We start from the raw sequence: 21226 nt of genomic DNA, 5'->3' as shown, positions 1-21226 counted from the left end.
GGGAATTTCGCAACGCGGACACTCGAATAGAGTGTCCTTTTTTATGAGCTGTAAAAAATAGCTGTTTCAATACGAAAAGCGCTTTTCGTATAACAATGATCGTTATTGCCAGACGCCCCGATTATCTCGTTCGGATAACCTGCTGCTAGTATTTTACAAATGAATCAACCTGCCGGATTGATTGCTATGGCAATCCGGATGGGAATGTTGTGTCTTTTGATTTTAATTTATATGAAAACCTTCCCATTATTGAATGCGGAGAGGACAGACGTGCTGTCTTTCGTCAAAGCCATTGAACTTAAAAATTTAAAACCGGAGCGATCTCCTAAAAGCCAGTCGCAGTATTTATTTCAACGGTTGTTGGTAGTTGATTTATTGGTTTTAGCTTCGTTTGGCTATCTGATTTTTCCTGTAATAATTTTCTTGTCCGGATTTGTCAGGGTCGAGGTATTGGTCGTTTTTGTTGGATTGCTTGGATATGGATTGTACCGTGAAAACCGCAAATGCATTTTCTCAATTAATTTTAAACTGGCTATAAAAGAGCTGGTGGTACAATCGCGCATCTGGCGCGGGCATTGGGCACTGCTAGGCTTTATGGCACTAATCTGGTTGTTATTTTCCAGCATCGGCGGTATTGGCTATCGTAATTTTGACTCCGGCATACGAAGTTCTTTACTGTGGCACCTTGTAGCCGACTCATGGCCGTTGTATTTTGAGAAAGGGTATTTTGGAAACGAGTTCGGAAGTATTTCGGAAAAAGCGTACGTCTACTACTTTGCCTACTATCTTCCCGCCGCGGTCGTAGGTAAAATACTGGGCTGGAAAGCCGCTAATCTGGCTCTTTTCGCCTATTCCTGGCTAGGCGTTTCGCTCGCACTCATGCTTGTGCGTGTGTACGTGCGGCAGCGCGGGTACACGATTACCTTAATAGTTTTCACAGGCATTTGCCTGTTCGGTGGCATGGATTATGTTTTCAACCGCTTGCTGGGGTTCACTAGCGACCGGTCCGAAATGTGGCTAAGCCCACTGCATTACTTTTCACATACGAGGAATTTGTTCTGGGCTCCGCAACATTGTTTGCCCACCTGGCTGATAATCGGGGTTATATTGAATCACAGGCAAATCAGTCCTGTTTTGATACGCATTTTTCCCCTGGCGTGTGTGTCGATGTTACTTTGGTCGCCACTTTGCTTGATAGGAATTGCACCATTTATCTTGATCATATTGAAACACCATTGGAAGGAATGGATGCAATGGAGCTGGGCAAACACGGCGGCTTGTCTTTTATTTATACTACTTACTTCATTTATTGTCTCTAATGATTTTTCGTTCGGAATGTTTTTTGCGCCGAACATTATGCAAGACTATTGGGTACAATACTGCGTTTTCGTAACTGCCGAGTTTTTGATATTGTCATCTATATTCGTTTTTTCGAATCCCAAAATATTAAAGGACGATATTCTTATTATTGCATTAATGCTGTTGTTTGTTATCCCGGTTCTTATACTTGGCAGGTGGAATGATTGGAGTATCAAACTCTCTATTCCGCCACTTTTCGTATTGTCGATATTCGTGATAAAACAAATTATGTGGCTATTCGAAAGCAAAAAAAAGCATATGGTAATTCCGCTTTTTATTTTCGCGGCCTGCGCATTGACCCCACTGGAAGAGCTGACTTATAGTGCAAAAAACTATCGTATTTCGTTTGAAAAGCCACCGAAAATCCGCGACTTTGGCCCCAACTATATTGTCTGGCAGCAGTTGGGGGATCGCGGGAGTTTTTTCTTTCGATATCTCGCGAGGCAATAGGTATCAAAAAAAGGCCACCTATATAAAATAGGCAGCCTTTTGATCGTGTGTGTGTTATAAATGCGGATTTAGGAATAGTAGCGTTATGCGTCGAAAAGCAGCGGAAAAAACTGCCCTTTTAACTTTTCTCCTTTCGGAATGACGGGGACACCGTCGAGTAGTGTGGCATTGGTGTCGGACATTGTACCATCGGCGAAAACATTGAGTACAAATGCACGTCGTGATCTTTCTGAACGGTTTTCATATGATCCGTGGACCGTCAAAGGATGGTGGAATGTGCCATAACCACGCTTCATTTCGATCGGGATGGGTTTGAACTCGGCTTTCTGCTCGTCGGTCAGGTAATGCATAAGCCCTTCCATGTCGCCGGCAAGTTCGGGCTTGTCGAGCAGGCCCCAGCGGTGGCTTTTGGGTACATAATACAGGCATCCGTTCTCAATCAGCGAGTCGTCGAGGCCCGTCCAGCAAGTAAGGTGCTGCATCGGTACCGAGCGTGTCCAATAGGAATAGTCCTGATGCCATGCCACCACGCCGCCGTGCCTGGCCGGTTTGCAAAAAAGCTGGTCATGCCAGAACCGCACAGCCTTATCTCCCAGCAGCTGGCTGGCAGCCATCACGAATGCAGGGTTCCAGAGCACGTCGTGGAAGCCTTCCGTCACACGCCAGGCACCCAGGGCGTGTAAAAGAACCGCATTCGGGTCAGCCGATTCATTCGAATGGAACTCGTAATACAAATGATGGCTGGGGTTGGATGGATCCGTAGCGGCGACCAGTTCTTCGTTCAATGCATCCACCTGCCATTCTTCCAGCAGCTTGATGTTGGACAGGTAACCGTTTTCGTGAAAAAACGCTACCTGCTCGTCGCTAAGGCGATACTGATCCCATTCTTCGCGGCTGGCCGGCTGTTTAAACAAGTCGGATATCAATTCATGATACGTGGAAAGATCCCGTGTTGCTACTTCCATGATTTCGTGTTCGGCATTAGTTTTAGCATTACAAATATGACCGATGTCATCTTTTAACTGGCTTGCTGATTTTGATCAATAACTAACTTATTTTGTATTAATATTGAAACTTTGATTTGTAATAAATGCTAAATAGGGTATAAAAGTGCAATTTTAAGCGATGAAAGCACAATTTGAAGCATTCCAGCCGTTGCCCGATTCCTCGTTTCGCATATTCGGGTACGAGGTCGCGGAGTTTGATGCTCCTTGGCATTACCATCCTGAATATGAGCTGACGGTTATACTCCAAAGCGAGGGCATTCGCTACGTGGGCAACAGCATGGAAAGTTTTGAGGCAGGCGACCTGGTGTTACTGGGCCCGAACCTGCCGCATTGCTGGAAGAACACACTGGATAGCATCGGAATCGCAAGCTCCATCGTGGTACAATGGCCGGGTGAGTTTATGGGAAGCGGCTGGCTGGATGTGGAGGAGTTCAGGTCGGTGAAGCGACTGCTTCAAATGGCCGGCCAGGGGATTCGTTTTGACCAGGGCGTGTCGGCGAGGGTAAAACCAATGCTGGCCGAAATGCTGGAAATGCAGCCGTTTCCCCGGCTGATGAAGTTCCTGGAAGTACTCGAATTGCTCGCGGCCGTAAAAAACATCCACTTCCTTTGTGAACAGGGATTCGAGTATCCGCTCAACTACGAAGACAACCAGCGCATTAATACCGTTTACAACTACATTCGCGAGCATTATTCCGAGCGCATTACGCTTGCTACGCTTTCCGGGCTCGTATGTATGAGCGAGGAATCGTTCTCGAGGTTTTTCAGCAGGACCATGCAGAAGCCGCTATTCACCTTTTTGAATGAGTACCGCATTAACATCGCTTCCAAAATGCTCATCGAAACCGATATGCAGGTAGCGGAGATCAGTTTTGCCTGTGGTTACGAGAGCCCGCCCTTCTTTTTCAGGCAGTTCCGCAAGTTCGGAGGCATGACACCCGCCGCCTATCGCAAGCAATTCCGCACCACCGAAGCCGCAGGATAAACGGTGATTAGAAAATTTATTCAAAATTTTTCTGACCGGAAAAGAAGGCATATTTTCGGGTAAACGAAACTCACACTGACTTATGGAAATAGCAAACTTACTTTCGGACATCATTCTCATTGCCTCCGGCGCCTGGCTCGTTTTCCAATTGGGGCGCCTTGCATACCGCTCGGTTCGTTTCATTTACAATGCCCTTTACGGGGATTTTGTCCTAACCAATCCCAGAACAGGCAAGTCGGTCACGTTGGGGCGGTATCACCGGGATGGCCTTTCTCAGGAAATTGAAGATATCCTCGACTGATGCCTGCGCGGCAAGCTGCTCCGGCAACTTATCCCAAAAGTAAAGCCATTGCGACGATCACCACTGCCTTGAGTGCTGAGATATTCAGGATTCCTGACGGCACCTTGAAAGAAACTCTGCTCGTAACGGTCGGACTACTGGCTTACTTTGTTTATCATAGTTTTGTGATCCTGAAACGTTTTGTTTTTCAGGAAGTTATTCACTGGGTTTCATTGGCCATCACCGAAAGAAAGGTGCAGAAGTATATCCGGATCCTGGAAATGGAGTACAGAGATCCTGAAACTTCGTCGGAAAGACTGGCAGAAATTAAAGTTGAAATGAAACGGTACAGGAATCAGCTGGCTCAGAAACGGCTGGAAAGCCTGACTTGAAAAATCATTCACTACCTCGCTTTTGCAAACGTTTTCACCAGTTTCGCGTCAAACGTGACATCCACTGCCGGGCCACCGGAGGCTGATTGATCGAATTTCAATGTGCCCGCCAGGTGGTCAGGGCTGTCGGCGGTTAGTGTCAGGAACTCGTTCTGGGCGGTGCCCGAATATTGTACCAGCTGGTTGTTCAAGCTGATCCAGTAAAGCAACCGCGGGGCGGCGTCGAGGTCCACCTGCAATCCTTCAATGTATTGATCCACACAATTCATGGCGCCACACGACTTGATTTTGTCGTCCAGCGTGTTCGTCGTGAAAATCAGGCGGCGGATTTTCTTGCCGCTGTCGAAGCCGTCGGGCCCGGCAATGAAGTAGGCCGATTTTATATTCATATCAAAAGCCTTGCTGCCGGTTTTGTAAACCAATTTACCTTTCCCAACATCTGAGCGGGTATTGAAAGCGAAGCCAAGCAGGATACAGCCCGCCAGCAGCAACTGGAAATGTGCGGTGCGAAAATGGAAACGTGTTTTCATGGGAAGGGGTGTTTGAAGTTGGTTAAAAGTTAGGAAAAAACTGTGATTTTTTTGCTGCATTCCTATCCTGCGGGCGGGGAAGTAATAGCCATTATTGCAATATTCAGAGTAAATACTTGAAAAAAAGTACTTAGGCGAGTAGTAAACTTAGGTGAAGTACCTGTAATCTGTATATCCATTTCCTAAATCAAAAAATCACGTACATGGAAAAAAAGAATACCGTTCAAGAGCAGCCTTCTTCTTCGCGGAGGGATTTCATTAAAGCGGCCGCGGGTACCGCCGCAGGCCTGATGATCGTCCCACGCCACGTGCTGGGCAAAGGATACGTGGCTCCCAGCGACAAGCTGACTGTGGCAGGAGTAGGTGTCGGCGGAAAAGGTACGTCCGACATTGCCAATTTCTTCAAAAGCGGTAAGGCCAATATCGGCTACCTGTGCGATGTGGACGACAGACGTGCAGCCACCTCCGTTAAGAATTTCCCACAGGCCAAGTTCTATAAAGACTGGCGGGAAATGTTTGAAAAGGAGGCCAAAAATTTCGACGCGGTTTCCGTTTCGACACCCGATCACACCCACGCGGTGGTAGCCATGGCGGCCATGCAGCTGGGCAAGCACGTGTATGTGCAGAAACCGATGACGCACGACATTTACGAAGCGCGGATGCTCACCGAAGCGGCAGAGAAATACAAAGTTGTGACGCAAATGGGTAACCAGGGTTCGTCGGGCGATGGTGTACGCCAGCTGCACGAATGGCATGATGCCGGCATCATCGGTAATGTGCATACCGTGTATATCTGGACTAACCGGCCGATCTGGCCGCAGGGCATTCCCTGGCCGACCGACAAACCGGCTGTTCCCAAGGAGCTTGACTGGAATTTGTGGCTCGGTACGGCACCCTATAAAGATTATGTAGATAACCTCATTCCAGGAAGCTGGCGGGGTTGGTGGGATTATGGTACTGGTGCATTGGGCGACCTCGGCTGTCACCTCATGGAGGCGCCATTCCGTATTCTCGACCTGAAATATGCAGTGGACATGCAGGCGAGCGTAGGAAGCGTGTTTACCGCATTCGGTAAGCGCGGTATTTTCCCCGACAGTTGCCCGCCTTCGAGCCATGCTACACTTACTTTCCCGAAAACGAAGAAAACAAAAGGAAACGTCACCATGCACTGGATGGACGGCGGAATCAAGCCGGAGCGTCCCGAAGAGCTCGGTCCGAACGAATTGTTCGGAGACGGCAACAGCGGGATTCTGTTTGTAGGTACCAAAGGCAAGATGATGGCCAGCGAATATGCTGCAAATCCGCGTCTATTGCCACTTTCACGCATGGAAGAGGTGAAGGTGAAACAGAAATTTGCACGGGTGCCGGGTTCGGCGGAAGGCCACTACGCACAATGGGTAGAGGGTTGTATCGCCGGCTATGGCAAAATGGAGCTTAGTTCGCCGTTCGAAAAAGCAGGCCCTCTGACCGAGGCGATCCTGATGGCGAACCTTGCGATCCGGGGCGCGGATATGCCTAAGCCGCGAGCAACCGGTAACGGCTACGACTATCCGGGAGCTAACCTGAAAATGCTTTGGGATTATAAAAATATGAAAGTGACCAACTTCGATGAGGTTAACCAATGGGTTAAACGGACTTATCGCGAAGGCTGGAGCCTGGGTGTATAATGTACTGCATAACTGATAAAAAGGCCCTTCTGCAAACACAGAAGGGCCTTTTTTTACGCAATTCTGAAAAGCTTTTTAGCATTATCATACAGGATTTTCCGCTCGATTGTCTTGGAAACCGCCAGTTTTCGTATCTCGGCAATCGTTTGTGCACCCTGGCATTTTTCGCCCGACCCGATATGATCGTCGCAATCGCTGCCGTACAGGAGCTTATCCTGGTGACGTGTCAGAAACTCGCGGGCGTGATCTTCGTCACGGGTCATGGACAGGAGGCCGGAGCCGGCAGACATGTCGCCGTACATGTTCGGATAGTCGCGCAGTAGCTGGTCGGTTAGGCCGCCGGGCGTCACTTTGGTTTTAGGATATAAAATGCTTTGGTCGGTATGACCTTTGTCGATATTGGCCCACCAGGTTTGTGCGTGACCGATAAAATTCACTTTCGGATATTTTTCAAGCATTTTCGGGAACCGCTCGAAGTTGTAATTGAACATCTGGAATTGCCAATGCATCAGCACCGGTACATTGTGTTCTTCTGCCAGCTTGTAAATGCGCTGCATTTCTTTCGAATCGCAATCCACTCCAAATTTCAATTCACCAATCACACGCCCGCCGAGTTTCAGGTATTTTTCAATTTCCTGAACCGCGTCGGGCAAATCGGGAACTTCATTCGACCCAAAAACAAACTCTCCGGGATACCTTTGGGCAATACCATAACATGCCTCATTTCCGTCGCATTGTGCTTGTAAGCCGTTGGTTTTGCCCTGATGCGTCGAAGTCCCGAACGCAGGTGTGCCAGCAGGCAGCAGGATCGTGTGCGTAATGCCCATCGCGCGTTGGTGGGCTACGAGCACGTCGTCGGGGCGAGCGGCATAGTGGACGTGTTGATGGATATCAATAATCGGCTCCTGAAAGGTCACCCCGGCGGCTCGCACGTCCATGGTACTACCAAGCAGCAATGCCCCGGTACCGGCCAGAAACTCTCTTCTCGATAAATGATTTGAGCTACACATGGTTTAGGTTTTATGTGGATGCCAACGACGGCCGGTTATGTTCCGGCAACCTGTCGAGGCACGGCTTAATGACTTGCATGGCGTTTTCGGCGAGTATTTTCTTTTTGATTTCCAATGGTAATGTGGAGAATACCAGCCATCCGAGCTGCTGACGGGGATCGCGCATGGGCAGGTCGGAGCCATATAGGATTCGGTTTTCCCCTGCGCCCGCCACCAGGTACTCGATCACACCAAGCGGAACAGGCGTCAGGGTGATTTCGGCGAACACATTCGGGTACTTTTTCATGGCGGCAATTGCCATATCGGCCATTTTGTAGCTGCCGCCTGCGTGTGCGATCACCCAGCGCACGTCGGGGTATTTCTTTGCAAGTGTTTCTACTTCAAGCAAGTCGGAGCGGGAATTGTGGATCAAACCGTAAAATTTGTTTTGATTACCATATTCCCACCACACATCGTACACCGGATCGTGGTATTCGAATCCGTAAAACTGGTACGGTTTCATGCCGATGAACCGCTTATCGGCATACACCTGCGCGATCATTTTTCGCAATTCCTCCTGGCTGTAATGGCTTGGATCGAAAGTAGCGAGGCCCCAGTAGCCCTTGGGCGCAACGTCCAGCGCTTCGGCGGTACACGGGTTTCCGGCAATCGCATTCTGGCTCACCACGCCATTCCAGCTCATAATGCCGCCGCCCTGGTAACCAAGCCGTTTGGCCATAGCGAAAATGCCTTTTGGTCCGCCGTTTTCCATACGGTAGGTCCAGCCACCGCCATTCAATCCCTCGTGCAGCATATGCATGTGCATGTCTATCACAGGTACGGGCAGGGGCGAACCCGCGCGCACGGCCTGCATGAGGATATCCTCGTTCTTATTCTCACACAATGCAGGTTTAGAACTGATTTTTAGCAAGCGCATCAGGTTACCACCCGCTATTTTAGCTTGGTCAGCTTCGGGAATAGCGGCGTAGTCGACGTAGGTCCGGTGGGTGCCGGCCGACATGGTGGGGCTGTTTGAAGCAAAAATCAGCTGGTCGATACAGCCAATGCGGTGCAGGTATTCGAGGCCTTCATTGATCTGGAAATTATCGAAGCTGATATGCAGGTTCTTGTATTGCTGCACGAGCGGAAGCACGTAGCGCTGCTCGTTCCATACGGCACCGGTGAGCAAAAGCGGTAAATAGGGTTGACGGATCAGGAATTCTTCCACGTCCTCCCAGGCACCGAGCTCACTGGCGGTAGTGATGGTCAGTGTTTTTGTTTTACTCAAATGCGCAAACAAAGGCGTGCTATGCCGCGCTTTCCAGTCCCATGCATTGGTTTTGGGGTGAATGCTTACTGCGCGGACGTTGTGTTCCGACATCAGTTTACCCAATTGGGCCGGCTCGGGGAACTCGCCCGTCTGGTGCGGCATCACGTTCCAGATCGGGAAGAGGTGCGGATAGGGTTTGAGCATCCGGTTCAGTTCGAGATTGGAATACATCAGATCATAATTGAGCGACTGCGTGTATGCTACCAATGCCGCCGAGATCGAGCATTGATCCATGTCTTTCAACAGGTCGTCCAGCTTCCACTTTTCCGCCGGATGCTTGTATTTCCTGGGCCCAATGCGCGTAAAACCATCAAAATAGAGCAGTCCATCACCCGCTTTTCGTCCCAAAGTCGTCTCCTGACCATCCCTGACCACCTCCTGACCACCCGTGACTACCTCCTGACTACTCTTGACTACCTCCTGACCACTCTTGACTACCTCCTGATCACCCTTGACCACCTCCTGACTACCCTTGACACCTTCCACACCGCCGGTAGCAAACTCCGGCAAAACCGTTGCCCCGACCCCGAAAATGGCATTGGCTCGCAAAAAATCCCGGCGACTAAATGGCTGTTTCAGCATGTGTTACGTGATTTAAACTTGTGGAGCCCAGTAAGTGCAATGTCCTTCCGGATTGACCGGCCCTGTAAAAAGCAGGCAACCGCCGCATTCTTTACCTTCCTTGGCGGGGACCCATAATTTGCAATTGTCGCATTGGCTGTCGGGCAGGGGCGACTTGTTGGTATAGCCCAAAGATTTGCGTTTCTGCACGTCGGTAGGGTCTACGCCGGTGAGGTCGCTGCATGGATCGGTGGCTGCGGCGGTGGCTTTGGCGACGGGCTGTTTTTTCGTGCCGGCGCACGCGATGAGCCATGCGGTACTGCCTGTGGCGCCCCAGGTAAGGCATTGGCGAAGGAAAAGTCTGCGGTTGGCAAGTGGGTTCATATCGTTCTGGTGAATTGGCTGGGGACAGGTGTCCCTAATTGATATTCAATGCTTTTTTGAGTTCAGTGGCTTGCTTGCGTACGGCGTCGGAGCTATGGTTTTCCAATTTTTGCAAATGCTTGGAAACCTGCTTTTCCGCTTCCCTTTTGTTGGTTAACTTTTTTACGCCCTTCGAAATGCCCGTCAGCGCTGCCGCTGCCCATTGCGGGTCGGCGGAAACGGCAGGGGAGTTCACCAATTCCAACAACGAAGCCACATCGTTTTTCCCGTTCCTTGCGCCGGCTATGTAGCCCAGATCCTCGACCAGTTTGAGCTTTCCCGGCGCGGCGGCATTAAAGAAATTGCCGCGACTCACTAGTAGTTGGCCCATTTCGGGTGAAGAGCCGCCATCGGAACTGAGGACTGCCAGCCGCCACGACGCGTTCTCGGACTGCTTTTCTGCGATACCTGCCAAAGCTGCCAGTGCCTCCTTACCGTTGAATTGCCCTGTGCTTAGTGCGGCCTGGTACGCTACCTGGGGTGTGAGATCGTCCGTCAACCGGATAATTTCAGGTAATAACGAAGGGTATTTTTCTGCCAGGATCACCGCATGTTCCCGTACCCCCGCGTGAACGTCGTACAATGCTTTCTTCACGATCGTTTCATTTAACCCATCGAGGGCTTCCAGTGTGTAAATCGCGTGAAGGCGGGTTCTCGGATCCGCATGTTCGGTCATCTTTATCAAGTCGGGGAGAATTGTTTTTTCTTGCTTCTGAATCAGGTTATAGTCAGAACCCGACTTCCACGAATATTTCTCAACCAGAATCCGCTGTGCATTCAGCCGCCACCATTGGTTGGGATGTTCGAGCAGGCCTCCGAGCTCGGCAGCCGTTTTGGTCCGTAAGTCGGGTAGGGCAGCTGGGCGCTTTTCGCCTTCTTTCGGGAAAATGCGCCAAATGCGGCCGTATTGTTCGCCATTGGCGAAATCCATATCCTTTTTGAGGTCTTCGGGAATCGAGACGGGCGTTTCGATGTGCTGGCGGTACATATCCACTACGTACAAATAGCCGTCGGGACCGGTAGTGAGGTTCGCCGGGCGGAACCACGGATCGGTGGAGGCGAGAAATTCCCGGTCTTTTTCACCGGCGTCGCGGGTGGCGGTGAATGCAGGCGAACCATCCACGGTTTTGAGTACATCGCGATGCACGAGGTTACCGGCTACTTCGCCGGTGAAAACATTGCCTTTAAATGCCTCCGGGAAACCGTCGCCGCCGAAGAAAGTGCCGCCTGACGCGCCCGTGAAATGGTCGCGGGCATATTCGGTAAACCCGGTTTTCAGCGAGTCATATTTTGCCTGCCGGCGATCGGAGCGCTGCTGGCGCCAGTAAGGCGTTGCGGTTTTCTGAAACATTTCCAGCTCATGATCCGAGATATTGACATCGCTGCGGAACGACGGCAGGTAATTGTGCCGGTGCAGGTAGCGCCACGCTATCGGCGATTGCTGGATATGCAGGGTGTTTTGGGTATAAAAGCGGTGGCCCCATTCGTCCATTGCCAGCCCGAACTGCCCATTGCCCGACTCGACTTCGAACAGCTTTTTATCCAGCCTGAACCTGAAATTACCTCCCGCGACATTCAGCGGCGGCATATCAGGCCGGAGCGGGGAGGTGATCATGCCCGCTTGCCCGCTGTTGTTGGCATAAATCCAGTTATCGACGCCGTACCGCATGCTGGTGATCTGTGCTTCGGAGTTTTTGGCGAAAAAACCAGTAAACAGCACCTCGCGGGTATCGGCCTTGAAATCGCCGTTGGTATCGCGCAGAAGCAGGATATCGGGTGCGGCACAGACGATCAGCCCATCTTTGTAAGGCAGAACACTGGTAGCGCTAGGCAGGCCGTCTGCGAATACGTATGATTTGTCGATCTTACCGTCGCCATTGGTATCTTTCAACAGGCGGATGCGGCCTTTGAAACGCCCGGGCTGCGCATCATAAGGATAATCGCCCATTTCAACCACAAATGCATTGCCCGATGCGTCGAACACGAGGTCGACAGGCGACAGCACTTCCGGCTCGGTAACGAAAGGTTCGATGCTGAATTCTTCGCGAAGCTGGAACGTCCTGGCCGATTCTGCCGGGGAGAGGGCGTTGGTGTACCGTTTCTGAGCTATGGTGTGAAAGGAAAGCAGTGTCAGAACGGATACTGCCAGTGTTTTCAGCTGCGTCATTGCATTACAAGTTTTGGAAAATGGGTTCGTGTACGTGCCCGAAAGTTCATCAAGATAGAAAGTGATCGGGCTACAAGCAAATCTATCAATTACTGTTTAGGAAAAGAATATTTTTCAAGAAAAAAGTTTACAAAAATTAAATGTTTTAGTTTACAAAAAATTATTACAATTTTAACTAAGAATCTCTGACAGCGGCCAATATTATCTTACTATTGACGATTGGTGGCTACGCGTGCATCCATTTGTATTAAACAGACCTTCTTTCGGTGAAAATATTCTGTCAACAAAAAGTAAAGTGCATTGCCGTCCGATGGTGGCGTCCCGGCATGTACATAGGTTTGGTGTTTTTGGCAATGCCCTTACAGTTGCTGGGGCAGGGGACAGCGGACCCGCCACGTGATGGACTCATCATTCCGCCATTTGTACCTGTTGCGGAGCGCGTGCCCCAATTCCCGCTTAAAACGGCCCGGATGATTTACCGGGAAGCCGACATTATCAAGGCCCGTATGAATGTGCTGCACTATAAAGAGGCGCAGCAGGTCCGCGACAAAATATTGAAAGCCGCAGATCCGTGGCTTGCCCGGCCCGATTCGGCCATCATCGCACTCATGCCCGATGCCCGCGTTCCCCGCGCGTTCGATCTCAACCCGAAAGGAAGCCCGGTACATGGCGATACGGTTTTCAAGGTGGGCGGATTCTACCCGTGGATCGTCGATCCCGACCACCCCTTGCAGGTCAAATCGCCAATCGACGGGCAGGTTTTTCCTTCCAATGACTATCTGGCGTATTATCGAAGCGGCTTCAAGGACAAAGCAGGCCTCGACCGGACTTACGCCGATGACGGATGGGGCTGGGTCGCGCCGGACGGTGAACGGTACTGGTTTGTAGCCTATGCCAATCAATGGATGTGGAAAGGGCATATCGAACCGGCATTTGCGGATCTCGCGCATGCGTACCTGCTCACCGGCGACAAGCGCTATGCACACAAGGCGGCCGTAATGCTGTACCGGCTCGGAGAAGTATACCCTTCGATGGACCATGCCAACCAGTCGCGGTACGGGCTGATGGAGAAGATGAAAGGGCATACCTACAACGGCAAGATCCTGAACCTGATCTGGGAAACGAGCCTCATCCAGAATGCGGCCGAGGCTTACGACGTGGTTTGGGACAGCATTGACAGTGATGCTGACCTGCAAAAAGCGACTGGAAAAACCGGGGAGCAAATACGGGCTTTTATTGAAGCCAATGTGCTGGAAGACGCCGTGGACGCCTATATGCAGCGCAAAATTCAGGGGAACTACGGCATGCACCAGATCGCCCTGCTGTATATTCTGCTGGTCAGGCAAAATATGGGCACCGAAAAGTACCTCCGCATGCTTGTAGAAGAACCGGGCGAGAGCCGCGTGCAGTCGGGGCTGCGGTATGCATTGTATAATATGATCTTCCGCGATGGTCAGCCGCTCGAATCGCCGGACTATAATTTGCTGACAGTCCAGAAAATCACCCGTTTTGCGGACATGCTGCGCACCGGCGGTACCGATCTTTTTGCCGAGCCGCGATTACGGGCACTGATCAACAGTCCGCTCGACATGGTGGCGACCGGGAAGATTACCCCCGGCATTGGAGACAGTGGCTCGGTGCTGGGGAATTTGGTAGGGCAGGACGCCGACGTGTACCAGGTTGGTTACGGTGCCTACCGCGATCCGCGTTACCTCACCTGGCTGGCGGCCGTCGGCAAAGTCGGTGCGCAGTCGTTCTCCACTTTCGAGTCGCTTTTCCGCGATATGCTGCCGGATGCACGGCCGTTGCCCGCCGGAAGGACATTGGCGGCACGCCCGTCGCATTTATTGGCGGGCTATGGCCTGGGGATGCTGAACAACCGTTCTGATGCAGTAGCGCTAACCTTCAACTACGGTTTCAAAGGCACGCATTATCATTGGGATTTCCTGAATTTCGAACTCTTCGCAAACGGGCAGAAAATGATGCCTGATCTGGGCTATCCCGATGCGATGAATGAATATGTGAAGGAAGTGTATACCTGGTCATTCAATTCGGTGGCGCACAATACCGTGGTGGTGGACGCGCAAAGGCAACCGGCCAATGTGCCGGGCAAGCTGCATGACTTTGCGGACGGAAAATTCGCCCGGTCGATGGACGCCTCCTCCGCTACCTACCCGCAAACGACTGCCTACCGCCGGAATATGGTTATCGTCGACGTCGATACCGTGCAGAGTTATGTGGTCGATTTTTTCAGGGTAGCAGGTGGCAAGCAGCACGATTATGCCCTACACGGTCCGCCGGGCAAGCTAACTGCCGAGGGAGAATGGGGTGAAAAGGGCCACGGTACGCTTGCCGGGGAGGAGGTAGCGTTCGGGGAGGTTTATGACGATGCCAGGATGGGAGCAAAGGGGTATCAGGGTAGTTACTGGAACTACAAAGGGTCTGGTTATCAATATCTTTTCAATGTTCAAAAATTGAATGGAGATAGAACCGCGCTGACATACAGCCACGTTTCGGATGAAAATGCCCGACTCAAAATCCATATCCTGCCGCAATCCGGCCAGGAAATCCGGATGGCCGATGCCTGGAACAAACCGAGGGCGAAGAACTATCTTTTGAAATACCTCATTACAAGGCGCAAGTCGGTCGGCGACGAGCCTTTAAAGAGCACTTTCATCGGCGTGATGGAGCCATTTGCGGGGGAGAAACCCTTGATTAAGGCATTGCGAAAGCTGCCTGTCAAGCACGGAGCGGCCGTGGAAGTGAAGCGGCAGAATGCGACCGACGTGGTAATCAGTGGCACGACCAATCAGGTGAAAATCGTTGCGGGGATCGAGACGGACGCGCACGTAGCGGTGGTTCGTTTTGATCCGAAGGGTGCGCCGGAACGGGTGTTTTTCAGCGATGGTAGCTATTTGAAGGTCAAAGGGAAGGTATTCCGCGCCCACGCAGCTGCCGGCGTTGTAACGGCTGTGGACGTGAAAAATCGCCGCATATCCATTGCATTGGAGGGCGTGGCAACCGGGAGCATCGAGCCGGGGAGGATTGCGCATTTCACGAATGCGCTCCGGCAAACCGAGCATCCTATCCGATCCGCTGCTATTGCCGGCAACATGCTGACCCTCGAAACAGCAGACGACCTGCTCATCGGGAAAGTGCATACCGTGCGGAATTCGTCCGATTCGCTGGTGACCGACACCAATCTTCCCTTTGCGCCCCTGTACACGGGCGCGACCGTGCTCGACGACCGTTTTGAACCCATCGGAATTCTCAAAACGGTGTCTGGTAATGCATTGAAACCGGTGGATAAGTCAGGGCATGTGCCCGCAGACGGCGCGGACATCTGGATCTCCAATATCGGCGTGGGCGACCGGTTGCGGATCAATGCCCGGTTCGAGTGGAAACGTTAAGATTTTGTTAAGGGCCGGGCCCGGTTGCGGATCATTCTGTATTATTAGCAGTATATCGTGATATTGTTGATTTTTTGGTAGTATTTCAAGTAAAAAAATCAGTATATCGAGGTAATGTTCCCAAACCACCAATCTCCATTGAAAGAAGCAAATGCCGATATGCTCTTGTGGAGCGCCTTTCAAAATGGCGACAGGAAAGCATTTGCCTCGATTTACCAGAAATACATTGATGAACTGCTGAGCTACGGTTACCGCGTGACTTCGGACCGGCAGCTGATCCGCGACAGCGTGCAGGATCTTTTTCTGCATATTTGGGTGCGTCGCGGCAACCTGGCTGTGACCGATTCCATCAAATTCTATCTCTTCCGCTCGTTGCGTAACCGCATTATCCGCAACCTCGAAAAGCACCCCGAACGCCTGCATGCCGATATTGGCATGGTCGCCGAGCTCGCCGAGGACAGTAACGTATTCGAATCGGCTATTTTCGGACATGACGGTCCTTCCGATAGTTATGAGAAACTGGCCGAGGCTGTCAACCGCCTTTCACCGCGCCAGCGGGAGGCTGTTCAGCTGCGTTACCTGCACGGTTTTTCGCTCGACGAGATTGCCGAAATGATGCAAATGAATAACCAGTCGGTGCGAAACCTCCTGCACCGGGCCATTCTTCAGTTGCGGCTTTTCTTCGAAACGGCAGGCGGGCTGCTCGTTTTTCTTTCCGCTTTACAAAATTTTTCCGGTCGCTGAGTACAAATCCGCATTTACCCGATTTAGGGGTTTGAAAGGGTTTTACCATGACAGAAAAATACCAGACCTACACATTAGCTGATTTCATTCAGGACGAAGCGTTCATTCAATGGGCCAAATCGCCCAACGAGGCGGGCGATGCATTCTGGGAGCAGATAGCGGCATCGTATCCCTATCAGAAGGAAGTGATCGCACAGGCGCGGCAAACCGTACTGAACCTCGCCGAGCTTTCGCGTCCGGCATTCGATGAAAAAGAGGCAGGACTGATTTGGGCACAAATAAGCGGGCAAATGAACGAAGCGCCGGTTTCGGCATCGGTATTCCGGCTGGGCTGGCTGCGCTATGCGGCTGCTGCGGTGGTGGTGTTGCTGACAGCCTGGGGAATCCGGCATTGGTACCGCGAACCGGAAACCCTGTACGCGCAACGTACCGAACAACTGGAAAACGTACACGAGGAAATCAATGAAACCGGGAACGCTAGGATCGTTCAATTGCCGGACGGTAGCCAGGTGACACTCGCACAGGGCAGCCGCATTAGTTTTTCGCCAAACATGGACGGCAGCAAGCGGGAAGTATACCTCTCGGGAGAGGCATTTTTTGATGTGAAGCGGAATCCGTCCAAACCGTTTTTCGTGTATGCGGGCGAGCTCACCACCCGTGTTTTAGGAACAAGCTTCACGGTGCGGTCATTCGAAAAGGAAAACGTCGCGTCCGTGCAGGTGCGTACGGGAAGCGTGTCTGTGGAAGCGCGCGCGCCGCGTAAGACGCAATCGGTGGTGCTCGCGCCGAACCAGCAGGTGTCGTTTTTCCGGAAAGAGGAGCGGTTGAGCATGGGACTTGTGAAAGCACCGCAGCCGGTGATCCCGCAAGCGGAACTGGCCAGGTTTACATTCAACAATGCGCCGGTCGGTACCATTTTCGATTCGCTTAGCAAAGCCTACGGAATAGAAATCGAGTACGACAAAGAGGCTGTGGCAGCTTGCAGGCTCACGTCGTCGGTGCAGGAAGAATCGCTGTTTGAAATACTGGGCGTGATTTGCGAAGCCATCGAAGCCGACTACCAGGTTGCCGGCGCGAAGATCCGAATCTCCGATCCGCACTGTAATTGACCATCCTGTTCAACCCTAATCCTAACCCCCATTCCTCTATGACCCAATAGCCGTCCATTACCCACCAAAAAAGCCGGCAACGGTTCCAGCGTTACCGGCTCAGGCTCCTTACCGAATGTACTGTGAACATCCGACCCTCTCGGGATGCAAGGAGTGTTATTGTCTCTTTTCAAAACAAGAACCGGTTTAAACGTAATGAAAAAAAAGCTATTTAACTATGAATTACTCCACCGACTGATGCGCTTTTCCTTCATGCAGCTCTGTATTGCAGTGAGTATCGCAACCGTTTCGATAGCGGGGAAGGTAGGCGCGCAGGACCTGCTGAGCCGTCGTATCAGCCTCAGCGTGCAGAACCAGAGCGTGGTGCAAATCCTGTCGACCATTGAGAAACAGGCCCATGTCCGGTTTACCTACCGGCCCGAGCTGATTACCGAAAGCCGCAAGTACTCCTTTGAAGTGACGGAGGAAAAGTTGGCGAAGGTGCTGGATGAAATCCTCGACCCGATGCGCCTGAAATACAAGGTGATGGGTAAGCAGATCGTACTGACGCCGGTAAAAGCGGGCGGGGATTCGTCGATGAACGGGGAAATGCTGCCGGAGCTCCGTGCGGCTCCCCTGCGGACGGTTACGGGGAAAGTAACCTCTTCGAAAGACGGTGCACCGCTTCCCGGCGTGAATATCCTCATTAAAGGCACGCAAACGGGTACTTCGACGGACGTTGCGGGGAACTTCTCCATCGATGTAACAGGCCAGGGCGCCGTGCTGATCTTTTCCTACATCGGTTTCAACAGCCAGAGCGTGGAGGTAGGAAATCAATCGGTGCTGAATGTGAGCTTGCAGGAAAGCGTGGAAACGCTGAAAGAGGCCGTGGTGACGGCGATGGGCATCACGCGTGACAAGCGTTCGCTCGGCTATTCCGTAGGTAATGTGCAGGCTGAGGCATTAACCCAAACACCTCAGAACAATGTCCTGAATGCATTGTCGGGCAAGGTGGCCGGTGTGCAGATCTCGCAAATGGACGGAACGGCCGGTTCGACGGTGAACGTCATCATCCGCGGTGCCAACTCGTTGAACAGTGATAACCAGCCGCTGTTTGTGATCGATGGCGTGCCGGTGGCCAACAAGCTGGATAACAGCTTCGCCGGTGCGGATATGGGTAATGCAATTTCGGATATTAACCCTAATGATATCGCCAATATCTCGGTGCTGAAAGGGCCGAGTGCTGCGGCATTGTACGGCTCGCGGGCAGGTAACGGGGTGATCCTGATCACGACCAAATCGGGTCGGGGCGGTAAAAAGGGCCTGGGCGTTTCGCTGAATACGGCGATGGTATTGGAAGTACCGTTGCGGTACGTGCCGGTACAAAACAAGTTCGGTTCGGGTAAAAGCGGCGCGCATATCCTGGAAGAGCAGGAAAACGAGAGCTGGGGGCCGCGCCTGGATGTGGGCGAGCAATGGGTGCAATGGAACAGCAACGGTCAGAAGGTACCGCTCGTTTCGTATCCCAACCGTTTCAAGGATTTTTTCCAGACCGGTACTACCAATACCAACAATGTGTCGGTAAATGGCAATTATGACAAGGGAAACTTCCGGTTGTCGGTGGGTAATATGAAGAACAAGGGCATTGTGCCCAATACCGACCTTTCGAGGCTGACTATGGCTTTGAATACCACCTACAATATCACGGATAAACTGCGCGCACAGGCCAATTTCAACATTTCTGAATCGGGTTCCGATAACCGTCCGCTCATCGACGCCAGCCGCAACTCACCGGTAAGGAGCATTTATGAAATGGGTGCGCAGGTGAATATCCTCGATTTGGAGGACTACTGGATGCCCGGGCAGGAGGGTATTCAGCAGCGGGTTTACAAATCGAAGCAGAACAACCCGTATTTCATTGCCTACGAAAACCCGACGGGTTTCAAGCGTAACCGGACCGTGAGCAAATTGCAGCTCGACTATGACATTACCAGCGAGTTTTCGCTCATGGGCCGCTTCTCGCGCGATGCGTACGAGGAAAAATTGGAGGCCAAAAAGGCTTACAGCAATTATGAGGCCGTAAAAGGAGGGTATGAGGTCGAGATGAATGACCGCAAAGAGACCAACCTCGATTTCATCGCGAGCTGGAAAAAGAACTTCAACGAAACTTGGAGCCTGAATATCCTCGCGGGTGCCAATAGGCTCGAACAACGCACGAATTTTATCAATAATGCCACTACCGAGCTCGTTTCGCCGGGTTTGTATACCATTGCCAATGGTGCGCCGGGGACAATCACCTATAACAGCGAATGGACGCATAAGCTGCTCTACGGCGTGTATTCTTCTGCTTCTATTGGGTTCAAAAATTACGCATTCCTGGATCTGACGGCCCGCAACGACTGGTCGAGCACGCTGCCGAAGAACAACCGGTCGTACTTCTATCCGTCGGCGTCGCTGAGCGTGATTCTTTCGGACGTATTTGCGCTGCCTTCCTGGATTTCGCTGGCCAAGTTCCGTGCCGGATCGGCGCAGGTGGGTAACGACGTGGCGCCTTACAGCCTCCGCCAGACGTACCTCGCCGATACCGACTGGGGACCGACCAAGCGCATGTACCAGAACGACATTTTGAAAAACAATAACCTGAAACCCGAAATATCCAGCGCGAACGAGATCGGCCTCGATTTGAAATTCCTCAAAAACAGGCTGGGCGTCGAGGGGACGTATTATGTTCGGAACAACAAAAACCAGGTGCTGACGATCGGTATTCCGATCGAATCCGGTTCGAGCAGTAAGCTGATCAACGCCGGACTCGTACAGAGCCGCGGATTCGAGCTAGGTATCAATGCGACGCCCGTGGAAGGCCGTAATTTCAACTGGGACGTGAATGTGTCGTTCACGCGCAACCGGACGCGTATCAAGCGTCTGGCTGAGGGGATTACCTACTTCTCGTTCAACTCGTACAGCGGCGCGGAGGTGCGCACGTACGTAGGCGGGGATGTGGGCGACATTTACCAGCAGCCTATGCTGAAAGTGACCGACCAGGCCTCGCCTTACTATGGTTACCCGATCCTGACCAGCGGCGGGTTGTACCAGACCGACACGGACATCAACCATATCCAGAAGATCGGTAACTACAACCACGACTTCCTGATGGGCGTTCAGCAGACCTTCCGCTACAAGAATTTCAGCCTTTTCGCCAATATCGACTGGCGCCAGGGCGGTTCATTCTATTCCAATACCATGATGTTCCTCGGCAACAATGGCCAGCTCGAAGAGTCGCTTTCCGGCGTTCCCTACGACAGGAACACGCCGATCGACCAGCAGATCAAGGCGAACCCCGAGGCGTTTCTGGGTAAATGGGTAGGAGGGCGCAATGCGGAATACGGCGGCTTCGATGCGTGGACCGGTACTAAAAAGGATACCCGCGTGCAGGATGCCAGCTTTAACGTAGGCGTGCGAACTGCCAAAGACGCAGAGGGTAAGACCACGTATATTGAAAACCTCGGCGGTGCCAACACCGTTTGGTTGGACCCCTTCAATGCCTACCGCTATTCGACGCGCCCTTTCCCGAGCGAAAATATGTACAGCGCTACCTACGTGAAGCTGCGCGAGGTTGCTGTTACCTATCATCTGCCCAAAGGCCTCACCGACAAACTGAGATTACAGAATGCATCGGTATCTATCGTCGGCAATAACCTGTTCGAATGGACGGCGGCCGGCGTGAGCATCGACCCGGAGCGTGCATTCCGCCAAAGCGGTTCTGCCTGGATGCAGGGTGTCGAGTACTATAATGTAATGCCGTGGACAGGCTCGGTGGGTTTGAAGCTGAATGTAGATTTCTAAA

At 51.9% G+C, this 21226-nt stretch carries 15 protein-coding genes; 9 read left to right on the top strand and 6 right to left on the bottom strand.

Going from position 1 to position 21226, the window contains the following annotated elements:
- The first annotated feature begins 159 nt into the window (after positions 1 to 159).
- Positions 160 to 1809, top strand: coding sequence for a hypothetical protein (locus tag CLV60_RS28820; RefSeq protein WP_146151613.1), 1650 nt, complete (start codon positions 160 to 162; stop codon positions 1807 to 1809).
- A gap of 83 nt (positions 1810 to 1892) precedes the next feature.
- On the opposite strand, the gene CLV60_RS28815 is transcribed toward CLV60_RS28820, so the two are convergent.
- Positions 1893 to 2774 carry a phytanoyl-CoA dioxygenase family protein gene (locus tag CLV60_RS28815; RefSeq protein WP_106598868.1) on the bottom strand — a complete coding sequence of 294 codons (882 nt, stop codon included), beginning with the start codon at positions 2772 to 2774 and terminating at the stop codon, positions 1893 to 1895.
- A gap of 160 nt (positions 2775 to 2934) precedes the next feature.
- Here CLV60_RS28815 and CLV60_RS28810 point away from each other — a divergent pair, with 160 nt between their 5' ends.
- The 3 genes from CLV60_RS28810 to CLV60_RS28800 all read left to right on the top strand — a co-directional run bounded on the left by CLV60_RS28810 (position 2935) and on the right by CLV60_RS28800 (position 4473).
- Entirely contained in the window at positions 2935 to 3801 is an 867-nt protein-coding gene (locus CLV60_RS28810) for a helix-turn-helix domain-containing protein (RefSeq protein ID WP_106598867.1), read from the top strand.
- An 82-nt stretch (positions 3802 to 3883) separates the two neighbouring features.
- The gene (locus CLV60_RS28805; protein WP_106598866.1) at positions 3884 to 4102 is read left to right on the top strand and encodes a hypothetical protein; all 219 of its coding nucleotides are present in this window, start codon (positions 3884 to 3886) and stop codon (positions 4100 to 4102) included.
- A complete protein-coding gene (locus tag CLV60_RS28800) occupies positions 4102 to 4473 on the top strand; it encodes a hypothetical protein (protein ID WP_106598865.1) in 372 nt (123 codons plus the stop codon). Before CLV60_RS28805 ends, CLV60_RS28800 begins: the two co-directional genes overlap by 1 nt.
- Before the next feature lie 11 nt (positions 4474 to 4484).
- Here the strand turns inward: CLV60_RS28800 and CLV60_RS28795 are convergent, their stop codons facing one another.
- On the bottom strand, positions 4485 to 5003 hold the full coding sequence (locus CLV60_RS28795) for a hypothetical protein (protein ID WP_106598864.1): 519 nt from the start codon (positions 5001 to 5003) through the stop codon (positions 4485 to 4487).
- A 203-nt stretch (positions 5004 to 5206) separates the two neighbouring features.
- Here CLV60_RS28795 and CLV60_RS28790 point away from each other — a divergent pair, with 203 nt between their 5' ends.
- Complete coding sequence (locus CLV60_RS28790) at positions 5207 to 6670, top strand: Gfo/Idh/MocA family protein (RefSeq protein WP_106598863.1); 1464 nt, start codon at positions 5207 to 5209, stop codon at positions 6668 to 6670.
- 53 nt (positions 6671 to 6723) lie between these two features.
- Here the strand turns inward: CLV60_RS28790 and CLV60_RS28785 are convergent, their stop codons facing one another.
- From CLV60_RS28785 to CLV60_RS28770, 4 genes are read right to left on the bottom strand one after another with little or no spacing between them, the layout of a single operon-like run.
- On the bottom strand, positions 6724 to 7680 hold the full coding sequence (locus CLV60_RS28785) for an amidohydrolase family protein (protein ID WP_106598862.1): 957 nt from the start codon (positions 7678 to 7680) through the stop codon (positions 6724 to 6726).
- A 10-nt stretch (positions 7681 to 7690) separates the two neighbouring features.
- A complete protein-coding gene (locus tag CLV60_RS28780) occupies positions 7691 to 9571 on the bottom strand; it encodes an amidohydrolase family protein (RefSeq protein WP_106598861.1) in 1881 nt (626 codons plus the stop codon).
- A gap of 12 nt (positions 9572 to 9583) precedes the next feature.
- Complete coding sequence (locus tag CLV60_RS28775; protein WP_106598860.1) at positions 9584 to 9934, bottom strand: high-potential iron-sulfur protein; 351 nt, start codon at positions 9932 to 9934, stop codon at positions 9584 to 9586.
- Between the two features lie 34 nt (positions 9935 to 9968).
- On the bottom strand, positions 9969 to 12140 hold the full coding sequence (locus tag CLV60_RS28770) for a PVC-type heme-binding CxxCH protein (RefSeq protein ID WP_106598859.1): 2172 nt from the start codon (positions 12138 to 12140) through the stop codon (positions 9969 to 9971).
- 326 nt (positions 12141 to 12466) lie between these two features.
- Here CLV60_RS28770 and CLV60_RS28765 point away from each other — a divergent pair, with 326 nt between their 5' ends.
- From CLV60_RS28765 to CLV60_RS28750, 4 genes are all read left to right on the top strand, one after another.
- The gene (locus CLV60_RS28765; protein ID WP_106598858.1) at positions 12467 to 15550 is read left to right on the top strand and encodes a heparinase II/III domain-containing protein; all 3084 of its coding nucleotides are present in this window, start codon (positions 12467 to 12469) and stop codon (positions 15548 to 15550) included.
- Positions 15551 to 15688: 138 nt separating this feature from the next.
- A complete protein-coding gene (locus CLV60_RS28760; RefSeq protein WP_170118891.1) occupies positions 15689 to 16294 on the top strand; it encodes an RNA polymerase sigma factor in 606 nt (201 codons plus the stop codon).
- Between the two features lie 47 nt (positions 16295 to 16341).
- Entirely contained in the window at positions 16342 to 17403 is a 1062-nt protein-coding gene (locus tag CLV60_RS28755; RefSeq protein WP_106598856.1) for a FecR family protein, read from the top strand.
- 195 nt (positions 17404 to 17598) lie between these two features.
- Positions 17599 to 21225: a SusC/RagA family TonB-linked outer membrane protein gene (locus tag CLV60_RS28750; protein ID WP_170118890.1), complete on the top strand. Its 3627-nt coding sequence runs from the start codon at positions 17599 to 17601 to the stop codon at positions 21223 to 21225.
- Position 21226 lies beyond the last annotated feature (1 nt).

This window comes from Dyadobacter jiangsuensis (assembly GCF_003014695.1).
In the GTDB taxonomy this organism is placed as follows: domain Bacteria; phylum Bacteroidota; class Bacteroidia; order Cytophagales; family Spirosomataceae; genus Dyadobacter; species Dyadobacter jiangsuensis.
This window is presented reverse-complemented; position numbering and strand designations above follow the sequence as displayed.

Coding starts and splice junctions, on each gene's coding strand:
- CLV60_RS28820 (WP_146151613.1), top strand. CDS start 160: ATGAATCAACCTGCCGGATTGATTGCTATGGCAATCCGGATGGGAATG.
- CLV60_RS28815 (WP_106598868.1), bottom strand. CDS start 2,774: ATGGAAGTAGCAACACGGGATCTTTCCACGTATCATGAATTGATATCC.
- CLV60_RS28810 (WP_106598867.1), top strand. CDS start 2,935: ATGAAAGCACAATTTGAAGCATTCCAGCCGTTGCCCGATTCCTCGTTT.
- CLV60_RS28805 (WP_106598866.1), top strand. CDS start 3,884: ATGGAAATAGCAAACTTACTTTCGGACATCATTCTCATTGCCTCCGGC.
- CLV60_RS28800 (WP_106598865.1), top strand. CDS start 4,102: ATGCCTGCGCGGCAAGCTGCTCCGGCAACTTATCCCAAAAGTAAAGCC.
- CLV60_RS28795 (WP_106598864.1), bottom strand. CDS start 5,003: ATGAAAACACGTTTCCATTTTCGCACCGCACATTTCCAGTTGCTGCTG.
- CLV60_RS28790 (WP_106598863.1), top strand. CDS start 5,207: ATGGAAAAAAAGAATACCGTTCAAGAGCAGCCTTCTTCTTCGCGGAGG.
- CLV60_RS28785 (WP_106598862.1), bottom strand. CDS start 7,680: ATGTGTAGCTCAAATCATTTATCGAGAAGAGAGTTTCTGGCCGGTACC.
- CLV60_RS28780 (WP_106598861.1), bottom strand. CDS start 9,571: ATGCTGAAACAGCCATTTAGTCGCCGGGATTTTTTGCGAGCCAATGCC.
- CLV60_RS28775 (WP_106598860.1), bottom strand. CDS start 9,934: ATGAACCCACTTGCCAACCGCAGACTTTTCCTTCGCCAATGCCTTACC.
- CLV60_RS28770 (WP_106598859.1), bottom strand. CDS start 12,140: ATGACGCAGCTGAAAACACTGGCAGTATCCGTTCTGACACTGCTTTCC.
- CLV60_RS28765 (WP_106598858.1), top strand. CDS start 12,467: ATGTACATAGGTTTGGTGTTTTTGGCAATGCCCTTACAGTTGCTGGGG.
- CLV60_RS28755 (WP_106598856.1), top strand. CDS start 16,342: ATGACAGAAAAATACCAGACCTACACATTAGCTGATTTCATTCAGGAC.
- CLV60_RS28750 (WP_170118890.1), top strand. CDS start 17,599: ATGAAAAAAAAGCTATTTAACTATGAATTACTCCACCGACTGATGCGC.